The sequence below is a fragment of the Brucella sp. RRSP16 genome, from assembly GCF_052246815.1.
Taxonomy (GTDB): Bacteria; Pseudomonadota; Alphaproteobacteria; order Rhizobiales; family Rhizobiaceae; genus Brucella; species Brucella intermedia.
The window spans coordinates 111,483-133,595 of sequence record NZ_JBQQAM010000012.1; the positions used below are offsets into that span (position 1 = coordinate 111,483).

A 22,113-nucleotide genomic window follows, 5' to 3' on the forward strand; every position below is an offset into this window, starting at 1 on the left:
TTGATACTATTTTGATATTATGACGCCTTGGACGGTGCTATATCATGGTTCTATCATCGGAAAATTCTTCCTCTCTCCCCAACGCCTATGCTGCCACGCGAGAGCGCATTACGCTGCCGGGTGGGAAATCCTATCTCATTCGTCGCGACGATTATCCCAATCCGATATGCATCTGGAACTATCATCCTGAGTGGGAAATCCATTATATTCCTCAAGCTCAGGGGCTGGCCTATGTTGGCGACTACGTGGGGCCATTTCAGCCAGGTCATCTCGTCCTTACCGGGACGAACCTGCCCCATAACTGGATCACGCCGGGTGCGGCATCCATTCCGGGACGTGACCTCGTGCTCCAGTTCAATGCCGATGCACTTATTCAGGTTCGGTCGGTTTGCCCCGAATTCGAAGTGCTGCACCGCCTGAAGGGTTTGTCGCGCCGGGGAATCGAAATCACAGGTCAGGAAGCGCTTGATATCGGAGAAATGATACTGGCATTGCACCAGCAGTCGGATGCAGCGGGCCTTGGCCTTTTTCTTGAAATACTGAATGCGATTGATCGCGCTGAGCAAAAGCGCCCCTTGGCGAGTGAACATTTCGTATCGCTCTACAGCGAAGCCTCCGACAAACGGCATCGGCGTATCGATCAGGCTATCCAGATTCTACAATCAAACCCTGACCGCCAGATGCAGGATGTCGCCAATGCCGTCGGTCTGGACACAGCGTCTTTCTCTCGCGCTTTCAAGCGACTGACGGGTATGACGTTCTCGACCTACAGCCGTTCCGTGCGGGTGTGGCGGGCGCGCACCTTGCTGGTGGAAACAGATCTCGCAATAACCGACATTTGTTTTGAAGCCGGCTTCAACAATCTGTCTAATTTCAACCGCTATTTCTTGCTGGAAACAGGGCTCACTCCGCGCGCATATCGAAACGCCGCCCATATCCGGGATAGTTCGATTGCAGCAGCCTCGCGAACCCTGTGAGCGCATGGGGATGTCGCGTAATACCCCATCCCGCGCTGCCAGAGTTTAATCTGACCCAAAATCCACAACGGTGCCGATTGCGATAATCAGCGGAGCCATCGCCACAATGACGGCGTAGACTCAGTCACTTCAGCGTGAATGAACCTTTTCGTTAGGTTTTTGTTAACCATGCTGGAGGACATGGTCATGCAGTTGATTTTCTGGATTGAGATCGTAGCGATCCTGGCCGTCAGCGCTGTCGTTTTCGGCATCACCTGGATCGAAACCCATAAGAAGTGAACCAGCTTGACCGGGATCGCTTTGAGAGTATGCGCCTTGGAGGTAGCCGCGTTCGTGCGCGGCAAATTTTACATGGTTGAGTTAGCGCGCGAACTGCGCCAAGGTATGAGGCATGTTCGATTGGCCACTCATATTTGTCAGCCTGCTAGCGATTGGTGTGGCGGTATTTCTAATCTACTGCTTGTGGGTGATAATTTTTGCAAAGCCGGATGGTGAACCAGTCGAGCCAACGACCATCGACACAGTCGATATGCTCCCTTTCATGAACCACGACGCTGATTAATACCCCTTCGAGCCATGCGGCCTGAAATCTGTTCGGTTACAGCTGGACCGTGAGTTTTTTCCTTGTTCCCTCGAGGTTTTGGCATTGAATGCCTCGTTTCCCGGACGCTTGCGGTGCTAAAAATTCTCCAGCAAGAAAATGGAATTATCTTAAAAACTGCGCCCGAAACATACCATGACAAGAATGTAATTTCGTACGGTTTACACCACGATTAAATCATAAACGGACGCCACGATCAGCTCTATATCTTGCCATCGGAGATGCGGACCATGATGCCCTCGACATCCAATACAGTCGCACCGGAAGCCGGTTTTCATGCTTTTGGCAATTCTGGCATGCTTCAGGAATTGCAAGCGAAAGTCGAAGACGCCAAGCGCAAGGCGAATAGCAGCCTGCGCCGCGCTCGGTCCGCACCCGGACCGCACGTGACGACGAACTCCATTTTCCTGTCACTCTATGAAGAACATCTGCGTGATCGGGAGTCGTTGTTTTCGTCATTGCGGCAGCTGGATGATATGCGGAATGCGAGTACGCAGCATCGGGTTGCCGAATAAACCGTCAACCTCGGTTGCGTGGATGAAATCCATTGGGACCGGAGCGCGTTTAGTCCTGATAGGCAAGACTATCGCTGAAATTGCCGCTGAAATTGCGCCCGGCTTCGCGGGCGATATTGGCCACGAGCGTGATCAGGCGTGTCGCCGCGCTTTCGAGATAGATGGCGCTATAGCTCGTCGCAGGGAAAGCGGCTTTGGTATTCAACACCTGAAGCTCGCCCGTCCGAAGCTCTTTCTGGATCACCACGGGGGGAATGACGGAAATGCCGACGCCCGCCGAAATCATGTTGATCGTCGTGGTGAGCGAGTTGGAATAGTGGACAGTTGCGTCTTTCAATCGCTCCTCGGTGAAGTAATTGATGATCTGCTGATAATTATAGGAGCCGCTCTCATAGGAAATGAGATTGCAGCCGAGTAGATCATCGCGCGACAGAACATCTTCCGCACCACCCGGAAACTGGTTGCTGCGCGATATCCAGAACATGCCGAACGTGCATATGTCGACAATACGCAGATTGGGCGTCGGTTCGGGCTTGATCGCGAAAACGATATCGAGCTCCCGTTGCTCCAGCTTCTGCACGACCCCCTTCGAAGATGAAGTTGTGATCGAGATGCGTATCTTCGGATAACGCTGGCGCACAATATCGAGAATACCCGGCAATATGGTCATGGCAAGGCTTGGAACGATGCCGATCTTCAGCGTTCCTTCGAGCCCGTTTTGCGGGCTCAGGCTTTCCACCAGATCATGGTAACGCCGCACGACATCCCGCGCGCCCTCGACAAATGCCTCGCCCTCCGCCGTCAGGTTGACGTCGCGGGCGTCGCGGTCGAAAAGCCGGAAACCGAGTTCCTGTTCCATGGCGCCGATACGATTGGATATTGCCGCCGGCGTCATGTTGAGGCGAGCCGCCGTCGCCCGGAAATTACGCAGTTCCGACAACCAGATCACCGTTTCCAGAAAACGGATATTCATGGACGGGCATGTCCCTTCCCATTTCAGTCACCCGCGCGCGTTTCTTGAAGTCCCTTATTGCGCTCCGGGCAGCCAGATTCGTCCTTTCCTTCTAAGACACTTGCGGGATGAAAATAAGCAAATAGTCACATTCAATCCCACAAACGACAGGGCCGGCCAAAACCGGCCCCGTCAGATCAACCTTCCGCGTGAGCGAGGATTTTCCTGGTCGCGCCAGAAACGTCACCCAGCTTGAGACCGGTCTTTACGGAAGCTTCGCGTGCCTTGCCCTTGTCCTGTATGTCCAGCGCGCGCGAGGCGACCGCGTTCACTTCGTCACGCGGCAGGACGAGAACACCGCTCTCATCGGCCAGAATGGCATCACCCGGATTGACGACGACACCGCCGCAGGAGACCGGAATGTTGATGCCGCCACCCAGATCATAGAGCCGGGTGGTGATAGGGGAGATACCCCTCGCCCACATCGGAAAATCGGAATCCTCGATTTCCGTCAGGTCCGTGCAGGGACCATCCACAATGCCGGCGACGGCCCCCGCCGCCTTCGCCGCGATGGTCACACCGCCACCCCAGCACGCATAGCGGTCGTCCCCCATCCGGTCCACCACCAGAATATCGCCGGGGCGAAGCATCCCGGTTACGTGGTGCAGGAGGGTAGAATCCGGACCCGGTATGGCGATGGTGACGGCGGTGCCCACCACGCGGCGCTTCGGGAGGAGCGGCTGGATGGAACGGTGCATGAAGCCGAAGAAACGCCAGTGTCCGACGGTGGCCGTTTCGACGCCTGACAGGAGCTTGAGATCGCTTTCAGCTATCTGCTCCGGCATGGGGTTGATCGTATACATAAGGCGCCTCCTATGCGCAGGCCTGCAACTGCTTGCCGATGCGGCGATGGCTGACCATCGGGATGAGCGAACGCACGCGTTCGATCTGGGCACGTTCGATGCGCGCCGTCACGAAGCCGACACCATCGGAGGCGCGCGCCACGACATGACCCCACGGATCGCAGACGAGCGAGTGACCGTAGGTATGACGCCGTTCGCCGTTGGAAACGGTGCTGCCGGTCTGGCCGCAGGCCGCGAAATAGGTCTGTGTTTCGATGGCACGGGCCCGCGCCAGCACCTCCCAGTGATCCTTGCCGGTCTGCAACGTGAATGCGGCGGGAAGAACGATCACATCGGCACCGGCCTTTTCCAGCTCCAGATAAAGTTCGGCAAAGCGGATGTCGTAGCAGATCGCGCATCCGATCTTGAACCCGTCGAGGTCATAGACGACGACATTCTCGCCCGGCTTGACGGTTGCAGATTCCTTATAGGCCGTCCCGTCCGGCCCGACGATGTCGAACATATGGATCTTGCGATAATGCGCGATCTCCTGGCCTTCGCGATTGAAGACGAAAGTGGAATTGTAGATGCGCTTTTCGTTCGGAACCTTTTCCATCAGGGTACCGGCATGGACAAAGACTTTGTGCTCACGGGCAAAGTCCTGCGCCATCTTGTAGGCAGGACCACCGGGAACGCTCTCGGCTGCCGCAAGTTTTTCTTCCGGAGTACCGCCGTAATATTCGAAATATTCGGGCAGCACGATAAGGTCCGGAGAATCCGTGCGCACGGCATCTTCCATCAATCCCCGCGTAATGCGCAGGTTTTCGGCCTTGTCGGTCTGCGGGCTCGTTTGGATCAGGCTAATCTTCATTTCTTCCTCCAGCGAATGGATTGGTATTCAGTTCAGTCAGGCAACCAGGGCTTCGCTTTTCAGCATGTTCACGGTCGAGACCATGCCCTGGCGAAGCGTCATGTTCTGGGTGGCGACAACCAGCATCGTGGCGCCCTCGTTCTGCGCGAAGCGCCGTTCGGCTTCGGTCCAGGCGGGCATGATCCACGGCTTCCCGGCAGCGCGTGCAGCCGCCGCGCAGCGGCGCAGGTCGGCCTTGTCGTCATCATTGAAAGCGTAGGCTCCCCGCCCCCGCGCAAGCGCCAGATCCGAAGGGCCGGGAAACAAGCCGTCAACCGTATCGAGCGCAATGATCTTCTCGACATCGGCAAGACTTTCCGCCGTCTCGATCATGGCGAAGCATTTGGTGCGTTTGTTCTCTTTCTCGAAGGCATCGGTGGCCGGGCGCGCATAACCGAAAATGCGGCCACCCGTATAAGAGCGCGTGCCGACCAGCGGATATTTTGCCGCTTTCGTAACCTGCTTCGCATGTTCCACGCCCAGAATATGCGGAACGATGACGCCATCCGATCCGAAGTCGAGCGCCTGCTGAATGGCTTCTGGCGTCGGTGCCAGCACCTTGGTCAGGGTGGAGAGACCCTGCGCCTTGGTGAAAGCCAGAAACTGGTCCAGTGTCGACAGGTCGAAGGTTCCGTGCTCGAGTTCGAGGACGAAGGATGAGAAGCCGCAGGTCCGGGCAATTTCGAGATAGCTGAAATGCGGTTGCGACATCCAGAGGGCGATATTTTCCATGCTTGCAGTCACTTTCAGTTGGGAGGTTATTTGCCGATTGTGCGGGACAATCCGAGTGTGCGTTCGATGACGAAGATGATGAGCAGCGTCGCCGCGATCAGCACGACCGAGATGGAAGCGGTCATCGGGTCGGTGCGGCTTTCGACATAATTGAAGATTTCGACCGGCAGCGTCGTCATGCGTGGCCCGGTGATGAAGAGCGAGATCACCACCTCATCAAAGGACAGAAGGAAGGACAAAGCCGAACTTGCCACCAGACCCGGCATCATCAATGGCAGTGTGATGCGACGGAACACCGTGAACGGGGACGCACCCAGCATCGTGGCGGCCTCTTCGATCGATGGAGGCAAGGTGGAGAACGCGGTTATCATGATGCGGATGACGTAAGGGGTCGTCACGATCAGATGGGCGATCACAAGACCTGTAAATGTGCCGAGAAGTTCCAGCCGCACGAAGACCAGCAGAATGGCGAGGCCCAGCACGATGGATGGCAGAAGCAGCGGCGCGGTAAAGAGGTTCAGCACCGCTTCGCGTCCACGGAACTGATAACGGCGGATCGCATAGGCTGCCGGAATACCCGCCAGAAGCGACAGGACGGTAACGACCGATGCAATGCCAAGGCTGATCCAGAACGCCTGGATGAGCGTTTCATGGTGCAGCATTTCCGCATACCACCGCACGCCCCAGCTCTGCGGCGGAAACGTAAGATAGTTGTCGTTGCTGAACGATAACGGCACCACCACCAGAATGGGGGCCAGCAGGAACAGGTAAAGCAGGCCGACCAGAAGGCGGAATGGCAATGAAGTTGAACCGATCATCTCATTTCTCCTTGCCGGTCAGTCGATGCGACGTGCGATGCGGGAATAGACCATCAGAGCGAGGCCGAAGATGATCAGGACAATGACGGAGGTTGCGGCGGCCCGCGGCCATTCAAGCTGAATCACGGCCTGATCGTAGATTTCCGTCGCCAGCAGGAACACGCGTCCCCCGCCAAGCAGTTTGGGCGTGATGAAGGAACTGATTGCCAGCACGAAGCAAAGCAGGCAGCCAAGCGCGATGCCCGGCAAGGTGAGCGGCAGGATGATGCGGCGAAACCGGGTGAAGGCATTGGCGCCGAGGGATGCCGCAGCCTCCTCAAGCGAAGCGTTCAGGCGTCCGAAACCGGCAATCAGCGACAGCGCCATATAGGGGATCAGGATTTCCACCATGCCGATGAACACACCAAGCGTATTGTTGACGAGCCTGATGGGGGAGGAAATGATGCCGAGGTTCATCAAGGCTCCGTTGACGAGCCCCTGATCCCCGAGAAGCACCATCCAGCCATAGGTGCGCACCACGCTGCTGACGAGCAGCGGCGAGACCGTCACCACGAAAAGAAAGTTGCGCCATACGGGTGAAACACGGTGCAGGAAAAGCGCAATCGGATAGGCACAGACGAGCGTTGCCAGCGTGATGAATGCGCTCAGCCAGAGCGAGTTGAACACAAGCCCCCAGTTGAAGCTGTCGGTGAAGAAGTTGATGTAGTTTTCGAACGTATAGCGGTCTGTCAGGACGCCGCCGCTCTCGCTCTGCAGGAAAGATATCTGCGCCAGATGCGCAACCGGCGCGATAAAGGCGATGAGATTAATCAAGGCCATCGGCAGAAGGAGCGTAACGGCGACGAGACCGTAACGCCTGCGTCGCGACGGCTTTGCCGGGATGATGCCGGTTGATGTGATCGCTGTCATGACCTCAGCTCCCAAAAACCAGCATGTCTTCCGGCTTCCATTCGCACAGCAGCCGGTCACCGGTATGGAATGCATGTCCCGCGCTGGCGGTCGGCACTTCAACTTTCAGGCAGGCGCCCTCGATCTCGATGTCGTATTGAACGATGTCACCGATATAGGTCGTACGCTCAACCACGCCGTGTGCGCTGTTGGTTACGACGCTGACAAGATTGCGATCGCGGTTGGGCGTGAGATTGATGCGATGCGGACGAATGGCGATCTGCCCGGACCCGCGTGACTTTCCATGCGTGTTGCAGCGATAGGCGGCGCTGCCGAGCCGGCAGAGATTTTCGTCGAGGATCTCGCAATTGTGGACATTGGCGCGACCGACGAATTTGGCGACGAACAGAGAGGATGGCTTTTCATAGATTTCTTCCGGCGAACCGAGCTGCGCCAGCCTGCCGCTATCCATAACGCCCACGACATCGCACATTGTCAGCGCTTCTACCTGGTCATGCGTGACGAATACCGTGGTGATGTCGAGACGCTTCTGGATCTCGCGGATTTCGATCCGCATGTCGTCGCGCAGCTTCGCATCCAGATTGGACAGGGGCTCATCGAGCAGAAGAATACGCGGACGAATGACCAGCGCCCGCGCAAGCGCCACGCGCTGCTGCTGGCCGCCGGACATTTCCTTGGGCTTGCGCGAACCATAGCCGGGAAGCCGCACCATTTCGAGCGCTTCTTCGACCCGCTTCTTCGCCTCACCCTTAGCGACCTTGCGCATATCGAGACCGAAAGCGACATTCTCGGCCACCGTCATATGCGGGAACAGGGCATAGTTCTGGAAAACCAGACCGATATCACGCTGATGGGGCGGCCTGTGCGAAATATCGTTGCCATCGATCAGGATGTTGCCGTCCGAGATCGATGCGAGACCCGCGATCATGCGTAATGTCGTGGTCTTGCCACAACCGGACGGGCCGAGGAGACCGAGCAGTTTTCCGCGGGGAAGATCGAGATGAAGATCGTCCACTGCCCGGTAATTGTTACCGTAAAGCTTGGTGAGGGCTTTCAACTGTAGAAATGAGCTTTCTGCTGCCATATCGAAACCTGCAAGGGTTCGGTGCCGCCCCGAAAAAACGGGGCGGAAGTGTAAATTTCAGGGTGAGGTAGGTTTAACGACCTGCCGGAATGATCTGGCGCCGCCAGGGATTGAGCAACTTGTCGCGCATATCGCCGATAGTCATCCAGTCGACCGGAATGAGCTTCTCCCGTTGAGCCGTATCCATGTACGGGATGCGCTTTTTCGTTGCGTCGTTCACAGCCGCTTTCGTGTTCGATGGCGCATAGAACATGATCTCGGCGAAACGGGCCTGCGCCTCGGGACTTATCGCGTAATCGATGAAGGTCCTGGTTGCATCCATGTTCTTGCCGTTGGCAATTGCGCTGATCACATTCACCTGCGCAGCCGTGCCTTCCTTCGGCCCGACCGACTGAAGCTTTCCGCCGGTCTGATCATAATAGAACTGCGCGCGCGCATTATAGCCGATGGAGAGGGTCGCCGTGCCGTTTGCAACCAACGTATAGGCATCGGGCTTCGGTTCCCACGTCTGTACGGCCGGCGCCAGTTCCACCAGCTTGTCTACGCCGGGCTTTACGGTCTTCGTATAATCGTCTTCACCGGCAAGCCGGTTTGCAATGATCGTAAGCAGGATGGCCTGAATATCGCCACCGCCCTGCGCCGGGATGATGACCTTGCCGCTTTGCTGCTTGTCCCAGAGCGCTTCCCAGCTGTCCGGTGCACCTTGCCCAAATGCATCGTGATTATAAAGCAGCGAAAGCGTGTCATATGTAATTGGAATTGCAGCGCCGGCGAGTTCCTTGCCGAGGGCAGCCACATCGACATAATTTTTGAGAGTCGCTGGGTCGAGCTTTTCGACCAGCCCTTCCTCATCAGCTATCTTGGCGACCGAGAGATCGTAGATTACCGCATCCGTCTGCGGCGAGGACTTCTGGGCACGCATGTTTCCAAGCGATGTCGCGGCATTCTGCACCCCGTAATAAGTGACCTTGATATCAGGATGTTCCTTCTGGAACGGTTCGATGACGGCCTTGACATAATTGTCCTGAAATGCGCCGCGATAACCCATCACGGTAATTTCTGCTGCATTGGCTGCGAAAACAGTCAGAGCCGAAACACTCAACGCTAAACTCGCCAGAAAAGCCGATTTTCTGTTGATCAGACGTGCCATCAGTCACTCCCCTTTTGTTTGAGAACAAGGTGGAGAATGGTGGCGGGAGCGTCCAACGACTTATTCTGTCCGCCTGTTCGATTTTGCTTTATGCCTTTGAAACTCGGAGCTTTTGCTCCTGAATTTCAAGCGAAGATACTGGTCTGATGAAACCTACATCCAGCACGTGATGAAATTCTGCTCCATTGCCTGTTTTTTGAGCAGATTCCCGCTGTGCGGTTTCCATTCGCCCGTTGCCTTATGCCTTTGTCGCCTCGAAACCACCGGCATCGCAAGACTGGCACGATCCTTGCTTCTCTAAAATCGAACACCGAGCCGCGCGACACCGCATGACTTGTGGTGATCGATCAACCGAGGATGACAGAGAGACTAGCCGATGACCAAGTACAAGCTCGAATACATTTGGCTCGATGGATGCAAGCCGGCGGCGAACCTGCGCGGCAAGACGCAGATCAAGGAATTCGATGCTTTTCCGACGCTCGACCAACTGCCGCTCTGGGGTTTCGATGGCTCTTCCACGATGCAGGCTGAAGGCCGCAGCTCGGATTGCGTGTTGAAGCCGGTCGCGGTCTATCCCGATCCTGCGCGCAAGAACGGCGCTCTCGTGATGTGCGAAGTCATGATGCCGGATGGCATCACGCCGCATCCGTCCAACAGCCGTGCAACCGTCCTTGAAGACGATGATGCATGGTTCGGCTTCGAGCAGGAATATTTCTTTTACAAGGACGGTCGTCCGCTCGGCTTCCCGGAACAGGGTTTCCCCGCCCCGCAAGGACCGTATTACACCGGCGTCGGCTACAAGAATGTCGGTTCCATCGCCCGCAAGATCGTCGAGGAACATCTCGATCTCTGCCTGGATGCCGGCATCAATCACGAAGGCATCAATGCGGAAGTGGCCAAGGGCCAGTGGGAATTCCAGATTTTCGGAAAGGGTTCCAAAAACGCCGCCGACCAGATGTGGATCGCCCGTTACCTCCTGCTTCGTCTTTGCGAGCAGTACGAAATCGACATCGAATTCCACTGCAAGCCGCTCGGCGATACCGACTGGAACGGTTCGGGCATGCACTGCAACTTCTCGACCAGATACATGCGTGAAGTGGGCGGCAAGGATTATTTCGAAGCCCTCATGGCGCAGTTCGAGGAGAATTTGCAGGACCATATCGACGTTTACGGCCCGGACAACCACATGCGCCTGACCGGCAAGCACGAAACCGCTCCGTGGAACAAGTTCTCCTATGGCGTTGCCGACCGTGGCGCCTCGATCCGCGTTCCACACTCCTTCGTGAGGGATGGATATCGCGGTTATCTCGAAGATCGCCGCCCGAATTCACAGGGCTGCCCATACCAGATCGCTTCGCAGGTCCTGAAGACGATTTCTGAAGTCCCGACCTCGGAAGACGAAGCACTCGCTGCCTGATTTCCAGACGAACGGCCCGCTGGAGGAATTCAGCGGGCCGTTGGTTAGGTTTCTCGGAAAACAGGAAACAACAAAAAAGGCCGGGGCGAAAACGCACCGACCTTCCTGATCATCGCTTTACTACCAGTGCCAGTACATCCGTGGTCAAAAGCATCAAGCGATGAAGGCTATTGCGAGCGACAGACGCGTTCCAGCGCTCTTTAGCAATGCCTATGACAGCCATATAGGCGCACATCTTGTTCAAAACAAGGTCGTGCAACAAATTAGTTCCGGCTTCCCCTTCCCGCGCAAGACCGAAGCAGTTTGTTCCTGAGATGTCGGAACGACCTGTCTGCGTCCGTCCACATCATTCCCTCATCATTATCGATCGCCATCGCACTGCGGTGCGTTCGCGCCGCTATCCCGGCTGATCTGAATGAACGGGTGACAGGATTGGGAAACCGAACGAGCGCCGATGGCAGAAGCCTGGGGAGACTGGATTCCTTGCAAACGGCCCAGACTCGAATCATTGACTTTTGAAAATGGCCGCATTTAAACACCTGTCACATTCCTGCAATGGATCAATCCCCCCGCGACCGCGTAACCCGGTGCGCTGCGTTAGAAATCAAGAGTAAATCATGGCAAACGAAGATCTCGAAGCTCGGCATCTGGAGACTCTTGATCGCGACCTTGGCCGCTTCGTCAAGCTGGAAACGGCGGCGAGCTACGTCTCCCGTCCGCTCGTAGCGCCCGGCATCGCTCTTGTATTCATCATGCTTGCCGGGCTTGGAGCGGCGATGCTGCTGGGTCATTCCAGCCAGATGTTCATCGTTGTCGCCGCAGCCGTCTTCGGCGCTTACATGGCGTTGAATATCGGCGCCAATGACGTTGCCAACAATATGGGACCCGCTGTCGGGGCCAATGCGCTGAGCATGGGCGGCGCGATTGCGATTGCTGCCATTTTTGAAAGTGCGGGTGCGCTCATTGCCGGGGCCGATGTCGTCTCGACGGTGGCGACCGGCATCATCGCGCCCGACACGCTCGCAACCCCGGTCATGTTCATCTGGGCGATGATGGCGGCGTTGCTCGCCTCGGCGCTCTGGGTCAATCTTGCCACCTGGATCGGTGCTCCCGTTTCAACCACCCATGCGGTTGTCGGAGGCGTCGTTGGGGCGGGCATCGTTGCGGCTGGCTTTGGAGCGGTGAACTGGTCCCAGATGGCCGCAATCGCGGCAAGCTGGGTTATCTCGCCGGTGCTGGGTGCGATCATAGCCGCCGGTTTCCTCTGGCTGATCAAAGCTCGTATCGTCTACCGCGCGGATAAGATTGCCGCTGCCCGCGTATGGGTGCCCATTCTTGTCGGTCTGATGGCTGGCACCTTTGCAACCTATCTGATCATGAAGGGGCTGAAGCAGCTGGTCGATGTATCGATCGAGGCCGCTCTGGCCATCGGGCTGGCTTTCGGGCTCGCAAGCTGGCTAACCTTGATCCCGGTCATTCGCCGCCAGTCACAGGGGCTCGAAAATCGCAACAAATCGCTGAAAGTCCTGTTCAGCATTCCGCTGGTTGTTTCAGCGGCGTTGCTTAGCTTCGCCCATGGTGCAAATGACGTGGCCAATGCCGTTGGCCCGCTTGCGGCGATTGTTCAGACATCGCAGACGGGCACGTTGAATGATGGTGTCGAGATTCCGCTCTGGGTCATGCTGATCGGCGCTTGTGGCATTTCGTTCGGCCTGTGTCTGTTCGGTCCGAAGCTCATCCGGATGGTTGGCAATCAGATCACCAAACTGAACCCGATGCGAGCCTATTGCGTGTCGCTTTCCGCCGCGATCACCGTCATTCTCGCCAGTTGGCTGGGATTGCCGGTCAGTTCAACCCACATCGCCATTGGTGCGATCTTTGGCGTCGGGTTCTTTCGCGAATGGGATACGGAACGGCGGCTGAAAAAGGCGCGCCAGGCCCTGCCGCTTGAATCCATCCCGGTTGAAGAGCGCCGCCGCCGCAAGCTGGTTCGCCGTTCTCACGCGCTGACGATTGCCGCAGCCTGGGTGGTAACGGTTCCCGCTGCCGCAATTCTGTCGGCCATTCTGTTTGCCTTGCTGAACCAGTTGCCCGTCGGAAATTCCTGATTCCGCAACCTAAAGCGCGTCGCATTCATCATACTCACACAACACGCTTTAAGCTTTTGTTTTCGTGCATGTCTTTATCCCAAAACCGGTTCCCGCTTTTGGGAGACATGCTTTAGGCTCCGCCGAGATTTGTAAAAGGCCCGAGTTGCAAGCCCGGGGTTTTGTCCCCGCTACTGCTCACGCCTTGGGAGCCCGGATAGAAGCTGGATTGAGCGCCAAGAAAATGCTCCAATCCCGTGGACTGATTGACATCATCATATGGTCATTCAAGGCAGGCGGCATAAATGGAATTCGAGGAGACTGGCATGAGCGTGCAATTTGCCCCGCAACTGACGGTGTGCGGGATTGAGGAACTGGCCAGGCAGCGGGCGCGAAAGGTCACCCATGTTTTGTCGCTGGTCGATCCAGACCTTCCCGAACTGGATGCGTTTCAGACTTTCGAGCAGCATCATCGCGTGACGTTGCGCTTTCACGACATCATCAATGCCGCCGACAATCACACAATGCCAACGCCCGATCATATGAGCTCGATCCTCCAGTTCGGCTCAGACTTCCTCGCTGCACAGAACGGGGAAGCGCCGCGCCACCTGCTGGTCCATTGTCATATGGGCGTGTCGCGTTCGACGGCGGCCATGGTTTCGCTCATGGCACAGGGCAATCCCGACGAAAACGCTGAAAACCTCTTCGCGCGCCTTGTCGCCATTCGCCCGCAGGCCTGGCCGAACTCCCAGATGATCGGCTTTGCCGACGAACAGCTTGGGCGTAAAGGCGAACTGACCGACGCATTGCGCAGGCATTACGGACGCCAGATCGAACGCAACCCGCAATTTACGGAATGGATGACAAGGCTGGGCCGTCAGGCCGAGCTTCAGATGGCGATACCGGTTGCACCGTCGACGGCATCATCGATGTGATCCCGTCAGCCTGCGAAAGAAAAAGGCGCCTTTCGGCGCCTTTTTGCTAACTTATCAATCGACCGGCCCATATCAATATACAAGCGCCGATGAAGCCCGCGATCAGATAGCCCAGCCAGCCGCCGAACGAAACACCGAGCAATCCGAAGATAAAACTCGCTACGGCTGCGCCGATGATACCGAGAATGATATTCATGAATATCCCGGTATTGCTGTTCATGAAATTGGAGGCAATCCAGCCGGCCAGACCGCCGATGATGATTGCCGCAATCCAGCCTATTCCTGCGCTTCCCATCGAGAACCCTCCTGATTACAGTCCGGCGGGCACCTTGCCGCCATTATCCTTCAGTTTCTGAATGACCTGCTTGTGCAGCCAGACATTCATGGTGGCGGAATCGCCCGTGTCACCGGTATAGCCCAGTTCCTTGGCAAGTTCCTTGCGGTGCTCCAGGCTGCTGTCGAGGCCAAGAGCCTTCATCAGATCAACGATCGAAGTCTTCCAGTTGAGCTTCTGGCCGCTTTTGGCGACGGCGGCATCAAGAATAGCGCCTACGTCGACGCTGCCCGCAGCAGCGGGTGCCGACTGTGCCGGCGCGGCAGCGCTCGGCGATGCGGTTGGCGTCGGCGCTGGCGAAGCAGCGGTTTCCGTGGAAGGCGTTGCAGCCTGCGCCTCTCCCCAAATGGCGTTCTTAATCTTGTCGAAAATCCCCATCACGAACTCCAATCGTTGAAAAATCGATATGCCCCCAAACTCCCGACTTAGGACGATCGGAAACCTGGACACAGCAAATCATCCGGTGATTCCCGGACAAACGCTCGAAGTAAATGAAGATGAAGCGGTTTTGTTCCCTATAAAGTTGTAACAGAAAGTTTCAGCGTGTCTTGATCGCGCATCTGTGCAGCCAGGCGCGTGCCGATCGGACGTGCCGGAATCAGCCTCACGTTCTGCGCCGGACATATCGCCAGCCCGAAACAATCCCCTATCTTGTTACGCATCAGCCCCGAACAACGGAGTGGCCGCGCGTGCACAAGCAGCTTGTTACGTTCAATGCCGGTTCGTCGACCGTCAAGATCGGCACCTTCACCTTTGACGGACAGCACATCCGAAAACTGGCCCGGGGCGAGATCGACCTGAACGAATCTCCCGTGACCTTTCGATTGCGCGGCGAAAGCGGAAACCTCGACATTGCCCTGGCATCTGCGGGCGCCGCCAATATCGTCAGCATTCTGGAAGAATTGCTCGCACGATTGTCCGATCACATCAGCCCCGGGAACATTCTCGGCGTCGGTCATCGCGTCGTCTTTGGCGGCGATCAATTCGCCGGGCCGGTATTGTTAGACGACAAACATATCGAAGCCATCGAGAGCCTTTCCATTTACGCGCCGCTCCACCAGCCCAAAAGCACAGCCCTGATAAAGGCCGTCCGGAAACTCCTTCCCCATCTCCCGCAGGCGGCCTCCTTCGATACCGCCTTCCACCAGACCATACCGGATAAGGTCAGGCGTTTTGCGGTTCCCCTCGCCCTCCACGAACGCGGAATAAAGCGATATGGCTTTCACGGCTTGTCCTACAAATCCATCATCGCGAACTTTTCCCGACGAGAGCCGGAGCTTGCTGGCGGGAAGATCATCGCCGCACATCTGGGAAGCGGGGCAAGCCTGTGCGCCATGGACGGCGGCAAAAGCGTCGACACCAGCATGAGCTTTTCCACGCTTGACGGCATTCCGATGGCGACACGTTGCGGAACCATCGATCCCGGCGTTCTCCTTCATTTGTTGCAGCAGGAAAACATGCAGGCCGACGCGCTTGCCGACCTGCTTTATCATCGCTCCGGCCTTCTCGGATTGTCCGGGATAAGCGGCGATACACGCGACCTGCTCGCAAGCGATGATGCCCGTGCCCGGGAAGCCATCGACATTTTCACCGCGCGCATTGCCGGTGAAATATGCAGGCTCGCCGCGACGCTCGGCGGGTTGGATGCGCTCATCTTCACCGCCGGTATCGGGGAACACCAGCCCGCAATCCGCGAAGCGGTCTGCGAGCGTCTTTCCTGGCTGGGTTTTGAAATCGACGCTGCCGCCAACGAAAACAATGCTTTCCGGATCACGCGCCCAACCTCTCCGGCAGCGGCCTTCGTGCTTGCCACCGACGAGGAACAGATCATCGCCGCCGAAACGCTGGACGCTCGTCGGAACACCGCAGCTACAGCGCCCGCCGCATCTGCGTAACCATCCGCGAAGGAGACAGAGAATGACCAAAGCACCGGCCCAAGGCCCCCTGGCACTTCAGCAGCTCGCGCTGATCGATCGCTACTGGAAAGCGGCGAACTATCTTTCGGTGGGGCAGATCTACCTGATGGACAATCCCCTGCTGCGCAAGCCGCTGGAACCTGAGCATATCAAGCCACGATTGCTCGGCCACTGGGGGACGACGCCCGGCCTGAATTTCATTTACGCGCACCTCAATCGCATCATTCGGGAAAGAAATGCCAACATAATCTACATATGCGGGCCGGGGCACGGCGGACCGGGCATGGTAGCGAACACCTATCTAGAAGGGTCCTATTCTGAAATCTATCCAGGCGTGAGCGAGGATGAGGCAGGGATGCGCAAACTGTTCCGGCAGTTTTCCTTTCCCGGCGGCATACCAAGCCATGTCGCGCCGGAAACGCCGGGCTCGATCCATGAGGGCGGCGAGCTGGGATATGCGCTTGTGCACGCCTATGGCGCCGCTTTCGACAATCCTGATCTGGTGGTCGCCTGTGTGGTCGGCGATGGCGAGACGGAAACGGGAACCCTTGCCGCCTCATGGCATTCCAACAAGTTTCTCAATCCCGCACGCGACGGCGCCGTGCTGCCGATCCTTCATCTGAACGGCTATAAAATCGCAAATCCCACCATCCTCGCCCGCCTTTCCGATGACGACCTCACCAGTCTCTTCAGGGGCTATGGCTATGAGCCGTTCTTCGTCGAGGGCAGCGAACCCGAGGCCATGCACCAGCAGATGGCAGCAACTCTCGATACGATCTTCGCCCGGATCGAGACGATAAAGCGAAGTGCCGATGTGAAATCACCGGAGCGCCCCCGCTGGCCCATGATCATTCTGCGAAGCCCGAAAGGTTGGACCGGCCCGAAGGAAGTCGACGGGCTGATCGTCGAGAATTACTGGCGATCGCATCAGGTTCCCGTCGCCAATTGCCGCGAAAATGATGCGCATCGCAAAATTCTTGAAAACTGGATGAAAAGCTATGATCCGGAGGACCTGTTTGACGAAAAAGGTGCGCTGAAGCCCGAACTGTGCGCGCTCGCGCCGCAGGGCGAACGGCGCATGGGGGCCAACCCGCATGCAAATGGCGGCTTGCTTCGCAAGGAACTGCACACGCCTGATTTTCGGCAATATGCAGTCGAGGTCACCGAACCGGGAGCGCTGGAAGCGCAATCCACCAAAATACTCGGCGAATATTTGCGCGACGTGCTGAAGCTGAACGAGCCGGAGAAGAATTTCCGCGTCTTCGGTCCCGATGAGACCGCTTCAAACCGTCTCGGCGCAGTCTTCGATGCCAGCGACCGCGTGTGGATGGCTGAAACCCTCGACATAGACGACCATCTGTCGGCCGATGGCCGCATCATGGAAGTGTTGAGCGAGAACCTGTGTCAGGGCTGGCTGGAGGGCTATCTGCTGACCGGAAGGCACGGGTTTTTCTCCTGCTACGAAGCCTTCATCCATATCGTCGATTCCATGTTCAACCAGCATGCAAAATGGTTGCAGGTCGCGCGCGAACTGAAATGGCGAAAACCGATTTCATCGCTCAACTATCTTCTGACCTCTCATGTCTGGCGTCAGGATCATAACGGCTTTTCCCATCAGGACCCGGGCTTTGTCGACCTGGTGGCCAATAAGAGCGCCGATATCATCCGCGTCTATTTTCCCCCGGACGCCAACACGCTGCTGTGGGTTGCCGATCACTGCCTTAAAACCTGGGATCGCATCAACGTCATCGTGGCGGGAAAACAGCCTGAACCGCAATGGCTGTCGATGGACGAGGCCGTGCGCCATTGCGAAGCCGGCCTCGGCATATGGGACTGGGCCGGAACCGAGGACGGTCTGGAACCCGACATCGTGATGGCCTGCGCGGGTGATGTGCCAACGATGGAAGTTCTCGCCGCTGTTTCTCTCCTGCGCCAGTCCCTGCCGCATCTGCGCATCCGCGTCGTCAATGTCGTGGACCTGATGGTTCTGCAATCACCGCAACACCATCCGCACGGCATTGCCGACGACGAGTTCGACCGCATCTTCACGACCAATCGGCCCGTCATCTTTGCTTACCACGGTTATCCCTATCTCATTCACCGGCTGGTCTATAAACGCACCAACCATTCCAATTTCCACGTGCACGGCTTTATCGAACAGGGAACGACGACCACGCCTTTCGACATGACGGTGCTGAACGAACTGGACCGGTTTCATCTGGCCATGGCGGCTGTCAAACGACTGCCGATCGGCAATGACGTGGCGGCTCCTTTGATCGCCACGTTCGAGGAAAAGCTGGTTCTTCACAAACGTTACGTGCGGGAACATGGCGAAGACATGCCGGAAATCCGGGATTGGAAATGGGACGCACGGCAGTGAGCAACCGCGCGAAGAAGCGCGGCGCCCGCAGGCACCGCGCTTCAGGTTCGGCCAATGTCGCAGGCGCCCTGATGGCGCCCGCGGTGCTGATGTGCGGGTTTCGTCACCAGCGCTGCAAACCCAGCAGTTTCTCGCCAAGCAGGGTCAACTCAGCCGTCCCGGCGTTTTGTTTTCCCATTCGCGCGGATCACCGGGAAAAGCGTCACGCCTTGGATGGTCACGCTCCCGCCAGAGCCGGATACGTTCCAGTCGTTCGGTCTCGTTTTCCCATTCGGCAGGGTGCATGGAGATATATTGCGCCATCCGCACCCGGTTGTCGGAATGGTTCGGCCTGACGCCATGCGCCAGCAGCGAATTGAAGATCATCAGGTCGCCTGGCTCCATGTCGATATTGACCACTTCGAGCCCGGTCATGTCGGGATGCATGGGGTCGCGGTCGTCCGGCTGTGTTTTCACCCATTCCTCGAAATGCTCGAACAGATAGGGCACGCACTGGAAACCGCCCACATCGCCATCCTGCTTCTGCAGGCTGAGAACACCCTGCACGCCGATTGGCAGAGGCCGGATCGAAGTGTCCACATCCCAATGAATGAAGCCGTGCGGGTTGCCCTTGATCTTCTTTGGCGGATTGAGGTTGGCCCGGTCGATGGTGACCCAGAGGTCCTCCCTGTCCCATATATCGACAAAGACGTCATAGACACGCTGCTCCATACGATTGTCCCACAGATACTGGTGATTGTAGATCTCCAGCATCCCGGTATTGTTGAGCTCCTTCATCTTGTGCTCGCGCCGCTGCGGCGCATACCAGGTTGAAGGGTCTTTCGGGTCCTTTTCGTCGAATTCCCAGAGCAGATCGACAAGACGCGCAACATTGGCCGCCGGGACGGCCTGACGGACGATGACATATCCCCTTGTCGTCCAATGTTCCCAATCGGCCTTTGACAGAACGCGCAGCGGCAGGTTCTTCCTGATGTCCTTCAACTGGGTCGTCGCGGCTGCGGTCGGATGGCTGTCGCGCTTGGTCATTGTGGTGTCCTGTTCTCCCATCATATGCTTGCCCGGAACCGGGGATGCAGGAAAGCTAATGGTTTCCCGCGCGCCATGTTGCGCCCAAATGGACAAAACTGATACTATTCCAGCGTCGAACCTGCACCCCAAGGCAACATGAAGCCACTTCTTGAACATTTGCCCGCATCGCCGGACGCTTCCTGGAGCATGCTCAATCGGCGTCTCGACGATGCGATTCCCTTCGAATGGCATCATCATCCCGAGTTTGAATTGACGCTGACGCTCAATTCCCGCGGCCAGCGCTTCATCGGAAACCACGTCGCCGAATACGATCATGGCGATCTCGTTCTCATTGGCCCCGATCTGCCGCACACATGGGCCTCGCGCGAAAAACTCGACGAGACAAAACCGCACGTGGCGCTTGTCTTCTGGTTTCGAAGGGAATGGATAGATGGCCTGACGGGGGGATCGGTGGAGCTGGCTCCCATCCGTCGCCTGATATCCGACGCCGGCACGGCTCTGGCGTTTGATCCGGCGCTCGGTCGTCGCCTGTCGGCGGATTTCGAGGCGCTGTTCCTGCATCCGCCAGCGCAGCGGCTGATCGGCCTGCTGACGATACTGGCAAGGCTCGCGGAGGAGCGCACCAGACAGCCACTTTCGTCCGTCATTCCCCAGCAGCATGTGGGCGACCGCTCAAGGATCGACCGGGTACTCGTGCATATCCATAAGCACTATCACGCGCCCCTGCGCATGGAGGAGCTTGCCGCAATCGCGTTCCTCAGCATTTCGGGCCTGCATCGCCTGTTCCAGCGGCACACCCAGATGAGCGTCTCCGAATATGTGATCGCCTTGCGGATCGGCGAATCCTGCTCACGGCTTTCGGGTACGAACCAGCCCATCCAGCACATAGCCGCCGAAGTCGGCTACGCTTCCCTCGCCAATTTCAACCGGCAGTTCAGACGGTTGCGCGGCATGTCCCCGCGCGAATACCGAATGTCCTTCCGCCGGTAGGTTCGACGTTCAGGCAAAGGCTCTCACTCACCTGCCATTGGGCTCAGGAATGCTCAGGAAAGCGCATAGTCAGAGGTCCTTGATCAGAAAGACCTCGGATTGGGGCTGAAACTTTCCAAAGGAAATGGCTCCGGCCTCGCGAAAGCCATTGCTCCGGTGAAATTGCTGAGGTTCCTTCTCGTCGGCGACACTGGATGTCATCAATTGCGTGGCCTGCTGTTCCCGCATCGCGCTTTCCCAGTGCTGGAATAGCGATCCGCCAATGCCGCGCCGCCGATATTGGGGAATGACCCAGATCATATCCATGTAGGGGATGACGCCCCAAAACCAGCTGTAGCGAAGAAATCCGGCAGGCTCCGCATCGGCAAGAGCAATGATATATTCGCCAGCGGAAAGACAGCGCTTCACCCAGTGCGCAGACACGTGCAAGTCATGGCTGATCAGCCAGTCCGTATATCGGATATCCGCGACAATAACATTCGTGTTCATTCTCTGCCTGTCATTTTGTCCGCTCCATTGGGCCCGTCGTCCGGGACCGGACCGCTTCGCCATGAATTGTCCGTGGCGAGAAAATCGACGAACGCCCGCAGTTTCGGCGAGAGATGGCGGCTCGACGGCCACATGACCTGCAAGGGCGTCGGAATATCGAGATAATCCTCGAGAACGCTGACCAGTGTCCCGTTCGCCAATTGGGGGCGTACGCTCAGATCCGGGATGGAAACGAGGCCGATGCCTTGCTCCGCCAGGGATATTTGCGGCTCCAGTGAATTCAGCACCATGCGGGCGGTCAGGTCGGCTTCGAAGATTTCATCTTGCCTTCTGAAACGCCAGCGGTCGAGCTTGCCGGTCGTAGGGAACCGGTAAACCAGGCACGAATGGCGCGCCAGATCCTCCGGCTTTTCCGGCAGACCATTCCTGCGTAGATAATCCGGTGAGGCAACGACCGCCCGGCGATAGGAGCCGAGCTTGCGGGCCATCAAACGGGAATCGCCCTGATGGCCTGTGCGGATCACGGCATCGAACCCTTCCTCGATCACGTCCACAAGGCGATCGGTAAAGTCGAGTTCCAGTTCTATTTGCGGGTGATAGCGCGCGAAAACCGCAATGGCCGGCAGGAACAATGCGCCCAACGACGGCAGGCTGACGCGGAGCCTGCCGCTCAGTTCCTGACAGGTCTGCGACAATTCACTTTCGGCCATCTCGAATTCACACAGGATGCGGTGGCATCGGTCCAGAAACTTCACGCCTTCCGGCGTCAGCGAGATGCTGCGCGTGGAACGATGGAACAGCCTTGTGCCGAACCGTTCCTCCAGCCGCACCACTGCCTTGCTTACAGCAGACGGCGAAATGCCCAACCGACGCCCCGCCTCCGTGAAACCTCCGGTTTCGGCTGCCTGCACGAAAGCGCGCAATGCGCCAAGACTGTCCATCCCCTGAGCCTCCATGCCCGACATAAATGTCAAAAGTATTTGGAATTATAGCCTACTTTTCTTGATTGGCGAGATTGAGCAATTTCCCCAACCCGATTTACCAAT

21 protein-coding genes and 1 pseudogene are annotated in these 22,113 nt (G+C 57.3%); 8 read left to right on the forward strand and 14 right to left on the reverse strand.

Annotated features, from left to right (window positions below; genetic code table 11):
- Window positions 1–44: 44 nt before the first annotated feature.
- Together ACS5UA_RS18515 and ACS5UA_RS18520 are read left to right on the forward strand one after the other, a co-directional pair.
- Window positions 45–977 (forward strand): AraC family transcriptional regulator, encoded by a 933-nt coding sequence (locus tag ACS5UA_RS18515; protein WP_443101606.1) that lies wholly within the window; start codon window positions 45–47, stop codon window positions 975–977.
- Window positions 978–1,808: 831 nt separating this feature from the next.
- Complete coding sequence (locus tag ACS5UA_RS18520; RefSeq protein ID WP_443101607.1) at window positions 1,809–2,093, forward strand: hypothetical protein; 285 nt, start codon at window positions 1,809–1,811, stop codon at window positions 2,091–2,093.
- A gap of 49 nt (window positions 2,094–2,142) precedes the next feature.
- Here ACS5UA_RS18520 and ACS5UA_RS18525 read toward each other — a convergent pair whose 3' ends face one another.
- From ACS5UA_RS18525 to ACS5UA_RS18565, 9 genes are all read right to left on the reverse strand, one after another.
- Window positions 2,143–3,066: a LysR family transcriptional regulator gene (locus ACS5UA_RS18525; RefSeq protein ID WP_443101608.1), complete on the reverse strand. Its 924-nt coding sequence runs from the start codon at window positions 3,064–3,066 to the stop codon at window positions 2,143–2,145.
- A gap of 176 nt (window positions 3,067–3,242) precedes the next feature.
- On the reverse strand, window positions 3,243–3,908 hold the full coding sequence (locus ACS5UA_RS18530; RefSeq protein ID WP_006470064.1) for an RraA family protein: 666 nt from the start codon (window positions 3,906–3,908) through the stop codon (window positions 3,243–3,245).
- Window positions 3,909–3,918: 10 nt separating this feature from the next.
- Entirely contained in the window at window positions 3,919–4,758 is an 840-nt protein-coding gene (locus ACS5UA_RS18535) for a carbon-nitrogen hydrolase family protein (RefSeq protein ID WP_113475504.1), read from the reverse strand.
- A 36-nt stretch (window positions 4,759–4,794) separates the two neighbouring features.
- Entirely contained in the window at window positions 4,795–5,529 is a 735-nt protein-coding gene (locus ACS5UA_RS18540; protein WP_113475505.1) for an HpcH/HpaI aldolase family protein, read from the reverse strand.
- 26 nt (window positions 5,530–5,555) lie between these two features.
- Window positions 5,556–6,347, reverse strand: coding sequence for an ABC transporter permease (locus ACS5UA_RS18545; RefSeq protein ID WP_443101609.1), 792 nt, complete (start codon window positions 6,345–6,347; stop codon window positions 5,556–5,558).
- 18 nt (window positions 6,348–6,365) lie between these two features.
- On the reverse strand, window positions 6,366–7,256 hold the full coding sequence (locus tag ACS5UA_RS18550) for an ABC transporter permease (protein ID WP_443101610.1): 891 nt from the start codon (window positions 7,254–7,256) through the stop codon (window positions 6,366–6,368).
- A 4-nt stretch (window positions 7,257–7,260) separates the two neighbouring features.
- Window positions 7,261–8,340 (reverse strand): ABC transporter ATP-binding protein, encoded by a 1,080-nt coding sequence (locus ACS5UA_RS18555; protein ID WP_443101611.1) that lies wholly within the window; start codon window positions 8,338–8,340, stop codon window positions 7,261–7,263.
- A gap of 73 nt (window positions 8,341–8,413) precedes the next feature.
- Window positions 8,414–9,490, reverse strand: coding sequence for an extracellular solute-binding protein (locus ACS5UA_RS18560; RefSeq protein ID WP_266018621.1), 1,077 nt, complete (start codon window positions 9,488–9,490; stop codon window positions 8,414–8,416).
- Between the two features lie 88 nt (window positions 9,491–9,578).
- Window positions 9,579–9,716: a hypothetical protein gene (locus tag ACS5UA_RS18565; protein ID WP_443101612.1), complete on the reverse strand. Its 138-nt coding sequence runs from the start codon at window positions 9,714–9,716 to the stop codon at window positions 9,579–9,581.
- A gap of 150 nt (window positions 9,717–9,866) precedes the next feature.
- Here ACS5UA_RS18565 and ACS5UA_RS18570 point away from each other — a divergent pair, with 150 nt between their 5' ends.
- From ACS5UA_RS18570 to ACS5UA_RS18580, 3 genes are all read left to right on the forward strand, one after another.
- Window positions 9,867–10,907: a glutamine synthetase beta-grasp domain-containing protein gene (locus ACS5UA_RS18570; RefSeq protein ID WP_443101613.1), complete on the forward strand. Its 1,041-nt coding sequence runs from the start codon at window positions 9,867–9,869 to the stop codon at window positions 10,905–10,907.
- A 617-nt stretch (window positions 10,908–11,524) separates the two neighbouring features.
- Window positions 11,525–13,015 carry an inorganic phosphate transporter gene (locus ACS5UA_RS18575; protein ID WP_113475512.1) on the forward strand — a complete coding sequence of 497 codons (1,491 nt, stop codon included), beginning with the start codon at window positions 11,525–11,527 and terminating at the stop codon, window positions 13,013–13,015.
- 305 nt (window positions 13,016–13,320) lie between these two features.
- On the forward strand, window positions 13,321–13,929 hold the full coding sequence (locus ACS5UA_RS18580; RefSeq protein ID WP_443101614.1) for a tyrosine phosphatase family protein: 609 nt from the start codon (window positions 13,321–13,323) through the stop codon (window positions 13,927–13,929).
- A gap of 46 nt (window positions 13,930–13,975) precedes the next feature.
- Here the strand turns inward: ACS5UA_RS18580 and ACS5UA_RS18585 are convergent, their stop codons facing one another.
- Together ACS5UA_RS18585 and ACS5UA_RS18590 are read right to left on the reverse strand one after the other, a co-directional pair.
- Entirely contained in the window at window positions 13,976–14,224 is a 249-nt protein-coding gene (locus ACS5UA_RS18585) for a GlsB/YeaQ/YmgE family stress response membrane protein (RefSeq protein WP_006470053.1), read from the reverse strand.
- A 15-nt stretch (window positions 14,225–14,239) separates the two neighbouring features.
- Window positions 14,240–14,641: a DUF3597 domain-containing protein gene (locus tag ACS5UA_RS18590; RefSeq protein ID WP_006471843.1), complete on the reverse strand. Its 402-nt coding sequence runs from the start codon at window positions 14,639–14,641 to the stop codon at window positions 14,240–14,242.
- A gap of 311 nt (window positions 14,642–14,952) precedes the next feature.
- On the opposite strand from ACS5UA_RS18590, the gene ACS5UA_RS18595 reads away from it, so the two are divergent.
- Window positions 14,953–16,158: an acetate/propionate family kinase gene (locus tag ACS5UA_RS18595; RefSeq protein ID WP_443101615.1), complete on the forward strand. Its 1,206-nt coding sequence runs from the start codon at window positions 14,953–14,955 to the stop codon at window positions 16,156–16,158.
- A 22-nt stretch (window positions 16,159–16,180) separates the two neighbouring features.
- Entirely contained in the window at window positions 16,181–18,559 is a 2,379-nt protein-coding gene (locus tag ACS5UA_RS18600; RefSeq protein WP_443101616.1) for a phosphoketolase family protein, read from the forward strand.
- A gap of 103 nt (window positions 18,560–18,662) precedes the next feature.
- Here ACS5UA_RS18600 and ACS5UA_RS18605 read toward each other — a convergent pair.
- Window positions 18,663–19,606: pseudogene (locus ACS5UA_RS18605) on the reverse strand (phytanoyl-CoA dioxygenase family protein).
- Between the two features lie 117 nt (window positions 19,607–19,723).
- Between ACS5UA_RS18605 and ACS5UA_RS18610 the strand changes: the two are divergent.
- Window positions 19,724–20,578 (forward strand): helix-turn-helix domain-containing protein, encoded by an 855-nt coding sequence (locus ACS5UA_RS18610; RefSeq protein ID WP_443101617.1) that lies wholly within the window; start codon window positions 19,724–19,726, stop codon window positions 20,576–20,578.
- A 69-nt stretch (window positions 20,579–20,647) separates the two neighbouring features.
- On the opposite strand, the gene ACS5UA_RS18615 is transcribed toward ACS5UA_RS18610, so the two are convergent.
- Together ACS5UA_RS18615 and ACS5UA_RS18620 are read right to left on the reverse strand one after the other, a co-directional pair.
- The gene (locus ACS5UA_RS18615; protein WP_443101618.1) at window positions 20,648–21,067 is read right to left on the reverse strand and encodes a GNAT family N-acetyltransferase; all 420 of its coding nucleotides are present in this window, start codon (window positions 21,065–21,067) and stop codon (window positions 20,648–20,650) included.
- Window positions 21,064–22,008 (reverse strand): LysR family transcriptional regulator, encoded by a 945-nt coding sequence (locus ACS5UA_RS18620; RefSeq protein ID WP_443101619.1) that lies wholly within the window; start codon window positions 22,006–22,008, stop codon window positions 21,064–21,066. The genes ACS5UA_RS18615 and ACS5UA_RS18620 overlap by 4 nt, the downstream gene beginning before the upstream one ends.
- Window positions 22,009–22,113 lie beyond the last annotated feature (105 nt).

Excerpts from the sequence above, each read along its gene's own strand:
- ACS5UA_RS18515 (WP_443101606.1), top strand. The coding sequence starts at position 45 with ATGGTTCTATCATCGGAAAATTCTTCCTCTCTCCCCAACGCCTATGCT.
- ACS5UA_RS18520 (WP_443101607.1), top strand. The coding sequence starts at position 1,809 with ATGATGCCCTCGACATCCAATACAGTCGCACCGGAAGCCGGTTTTCAT.
- ACS5UA_RS18525 (WP_443101608.1), bottom strand. The coding sequence starts at position 3,066 with ATGAATATCCGTTTTCTGGAAACGGTGATCTGGTTGTCGGAACTGCGT.
- ACS5UA_RS18530 (WP_006470064.1), bottom strand. The coding sequence starts at position 3,908 with ATGTATACGATCAACCCCATGCCGGAGCAGATAGCTGAAAGCGATCTC.
- ACS5UA_RS18535 (WP_113475504.1), bottom strand. The coding sequence starts at position 4,758 with ATGAAGATTAGCCTGATCCAAACGAGCCCGCAGACCGACAAGGCCGAA.
- ACS5UA_RS18540 (WP_113475505.1), bottom strand. The coding sequence starts at position 5,529 with ATGGAAAATATCGCCCTCTGGATGTCGCAACCGCATTTCAGCTATCTC.
- ACS5UA_RS18545 (WP_443101609.1), bottom strand. The coding sequence starts at position 6,347 with ATGATCGGTTCAACTTCATTGCCATTCCGCCTTCTGGTCGGCCTGCTT.
- ACS5UA_RS18550 (WP_443101610.1), bottom strand. The coding sequence starts at position 7,256 with ATGACAGCGATCACATCAACCGGCATCATCCCGGCAAAGCCGTCGCGA.
- ACS5UA_RS18555 (WP_443101611.1), bottom strand. The coding sequence starts at position 8,340 with ATGGCAGCAGAAAGCTCATTTCTACAGTTGAAAGCCCTCACCAAGCTT.
- ACS5UA_RS18560 (WP_266018621.1), bottom strand. The coding sequence starts at position 9,490 with ATGGCACGTCTGATCAACAGAAAATCGGCTTTTCTGGCGAGTTTAGCG.
- ACS5UA_RS18565 (WP_443101612.1), bottom strand. The coding sequence starts at position 9,716 with ATGGAAACCGCACAGCGGGAATCTGCTCAAAAAACAGGCAATGGAGCA.
- ACS5UA_RS18570 (WP_443101613.1), top strand. The coding sequence starts at position 9,867 with ATGACCAAGTACAAGCTCGAATACATTTGGCTCGATGGATGCAAGCCG.
- ACS5UA_RS18575 (WP_113475512.1), top strand. The coding sequence starts at position 11,525 with ATGGCAAACGAAGATCTCGAAGCTCGGCATCTGGAGACTCTTGATCGC.
- ACS5UA_RS18580 (WP_443101614.1), top strand. The coding sequence starts at position 13,321 with ATGAGCGTGCAATTTGCCCCGCAACTGACGGTGTGCGGGATTGAGGAA.
- ACS5UA_RS18585 (WP_006470053.1), bottom strand. The coding sequence starts at position 14,224 with ATGGGAAGCGCAGGAATAGGCTGGATTGCGGCAATCATCATCGGCGGT.
- ACS5UA_RS18590 (WP_006471843.1), bottom strand. The coding sequence starts at position 14,641 with ATGGGGATTTTCGACAAGATTAAGAACGCCATTTGGGGAGAGGCGCAG.
- ACS5UA_RS18600 (WP_443101616.1), top strand. The coding sequence starts at position 16,181 with ATGACCAAAGCACCGGCCCAAGGCCCCCTGGCACTTCAGCAGCTCGCG.
- ACS5UA_RS18610 (WP_443101617.1), top strand. The coding sequence starts at position 19,724 with ATGAAGCCACTTCTTGAACATTTGCCCGCATCGCCGGACGCTTCCTGG.
- ACS5UA_RS18615 (WP_443101618.1), bottom strand. The coding sequence starts at position 21,067 with ATGAACACGAATGTTATTGTCGCGGATATCCGATATACGGACTGGCTG.
- ACS5UA_RS18620 (WP_443101619.1), bottom strand. The coding sequence starts at position 22,008 with ATGGACAGTCTTGGCGCATTGCGCGCTTTCGTGCAGGCAGCCGAAACC.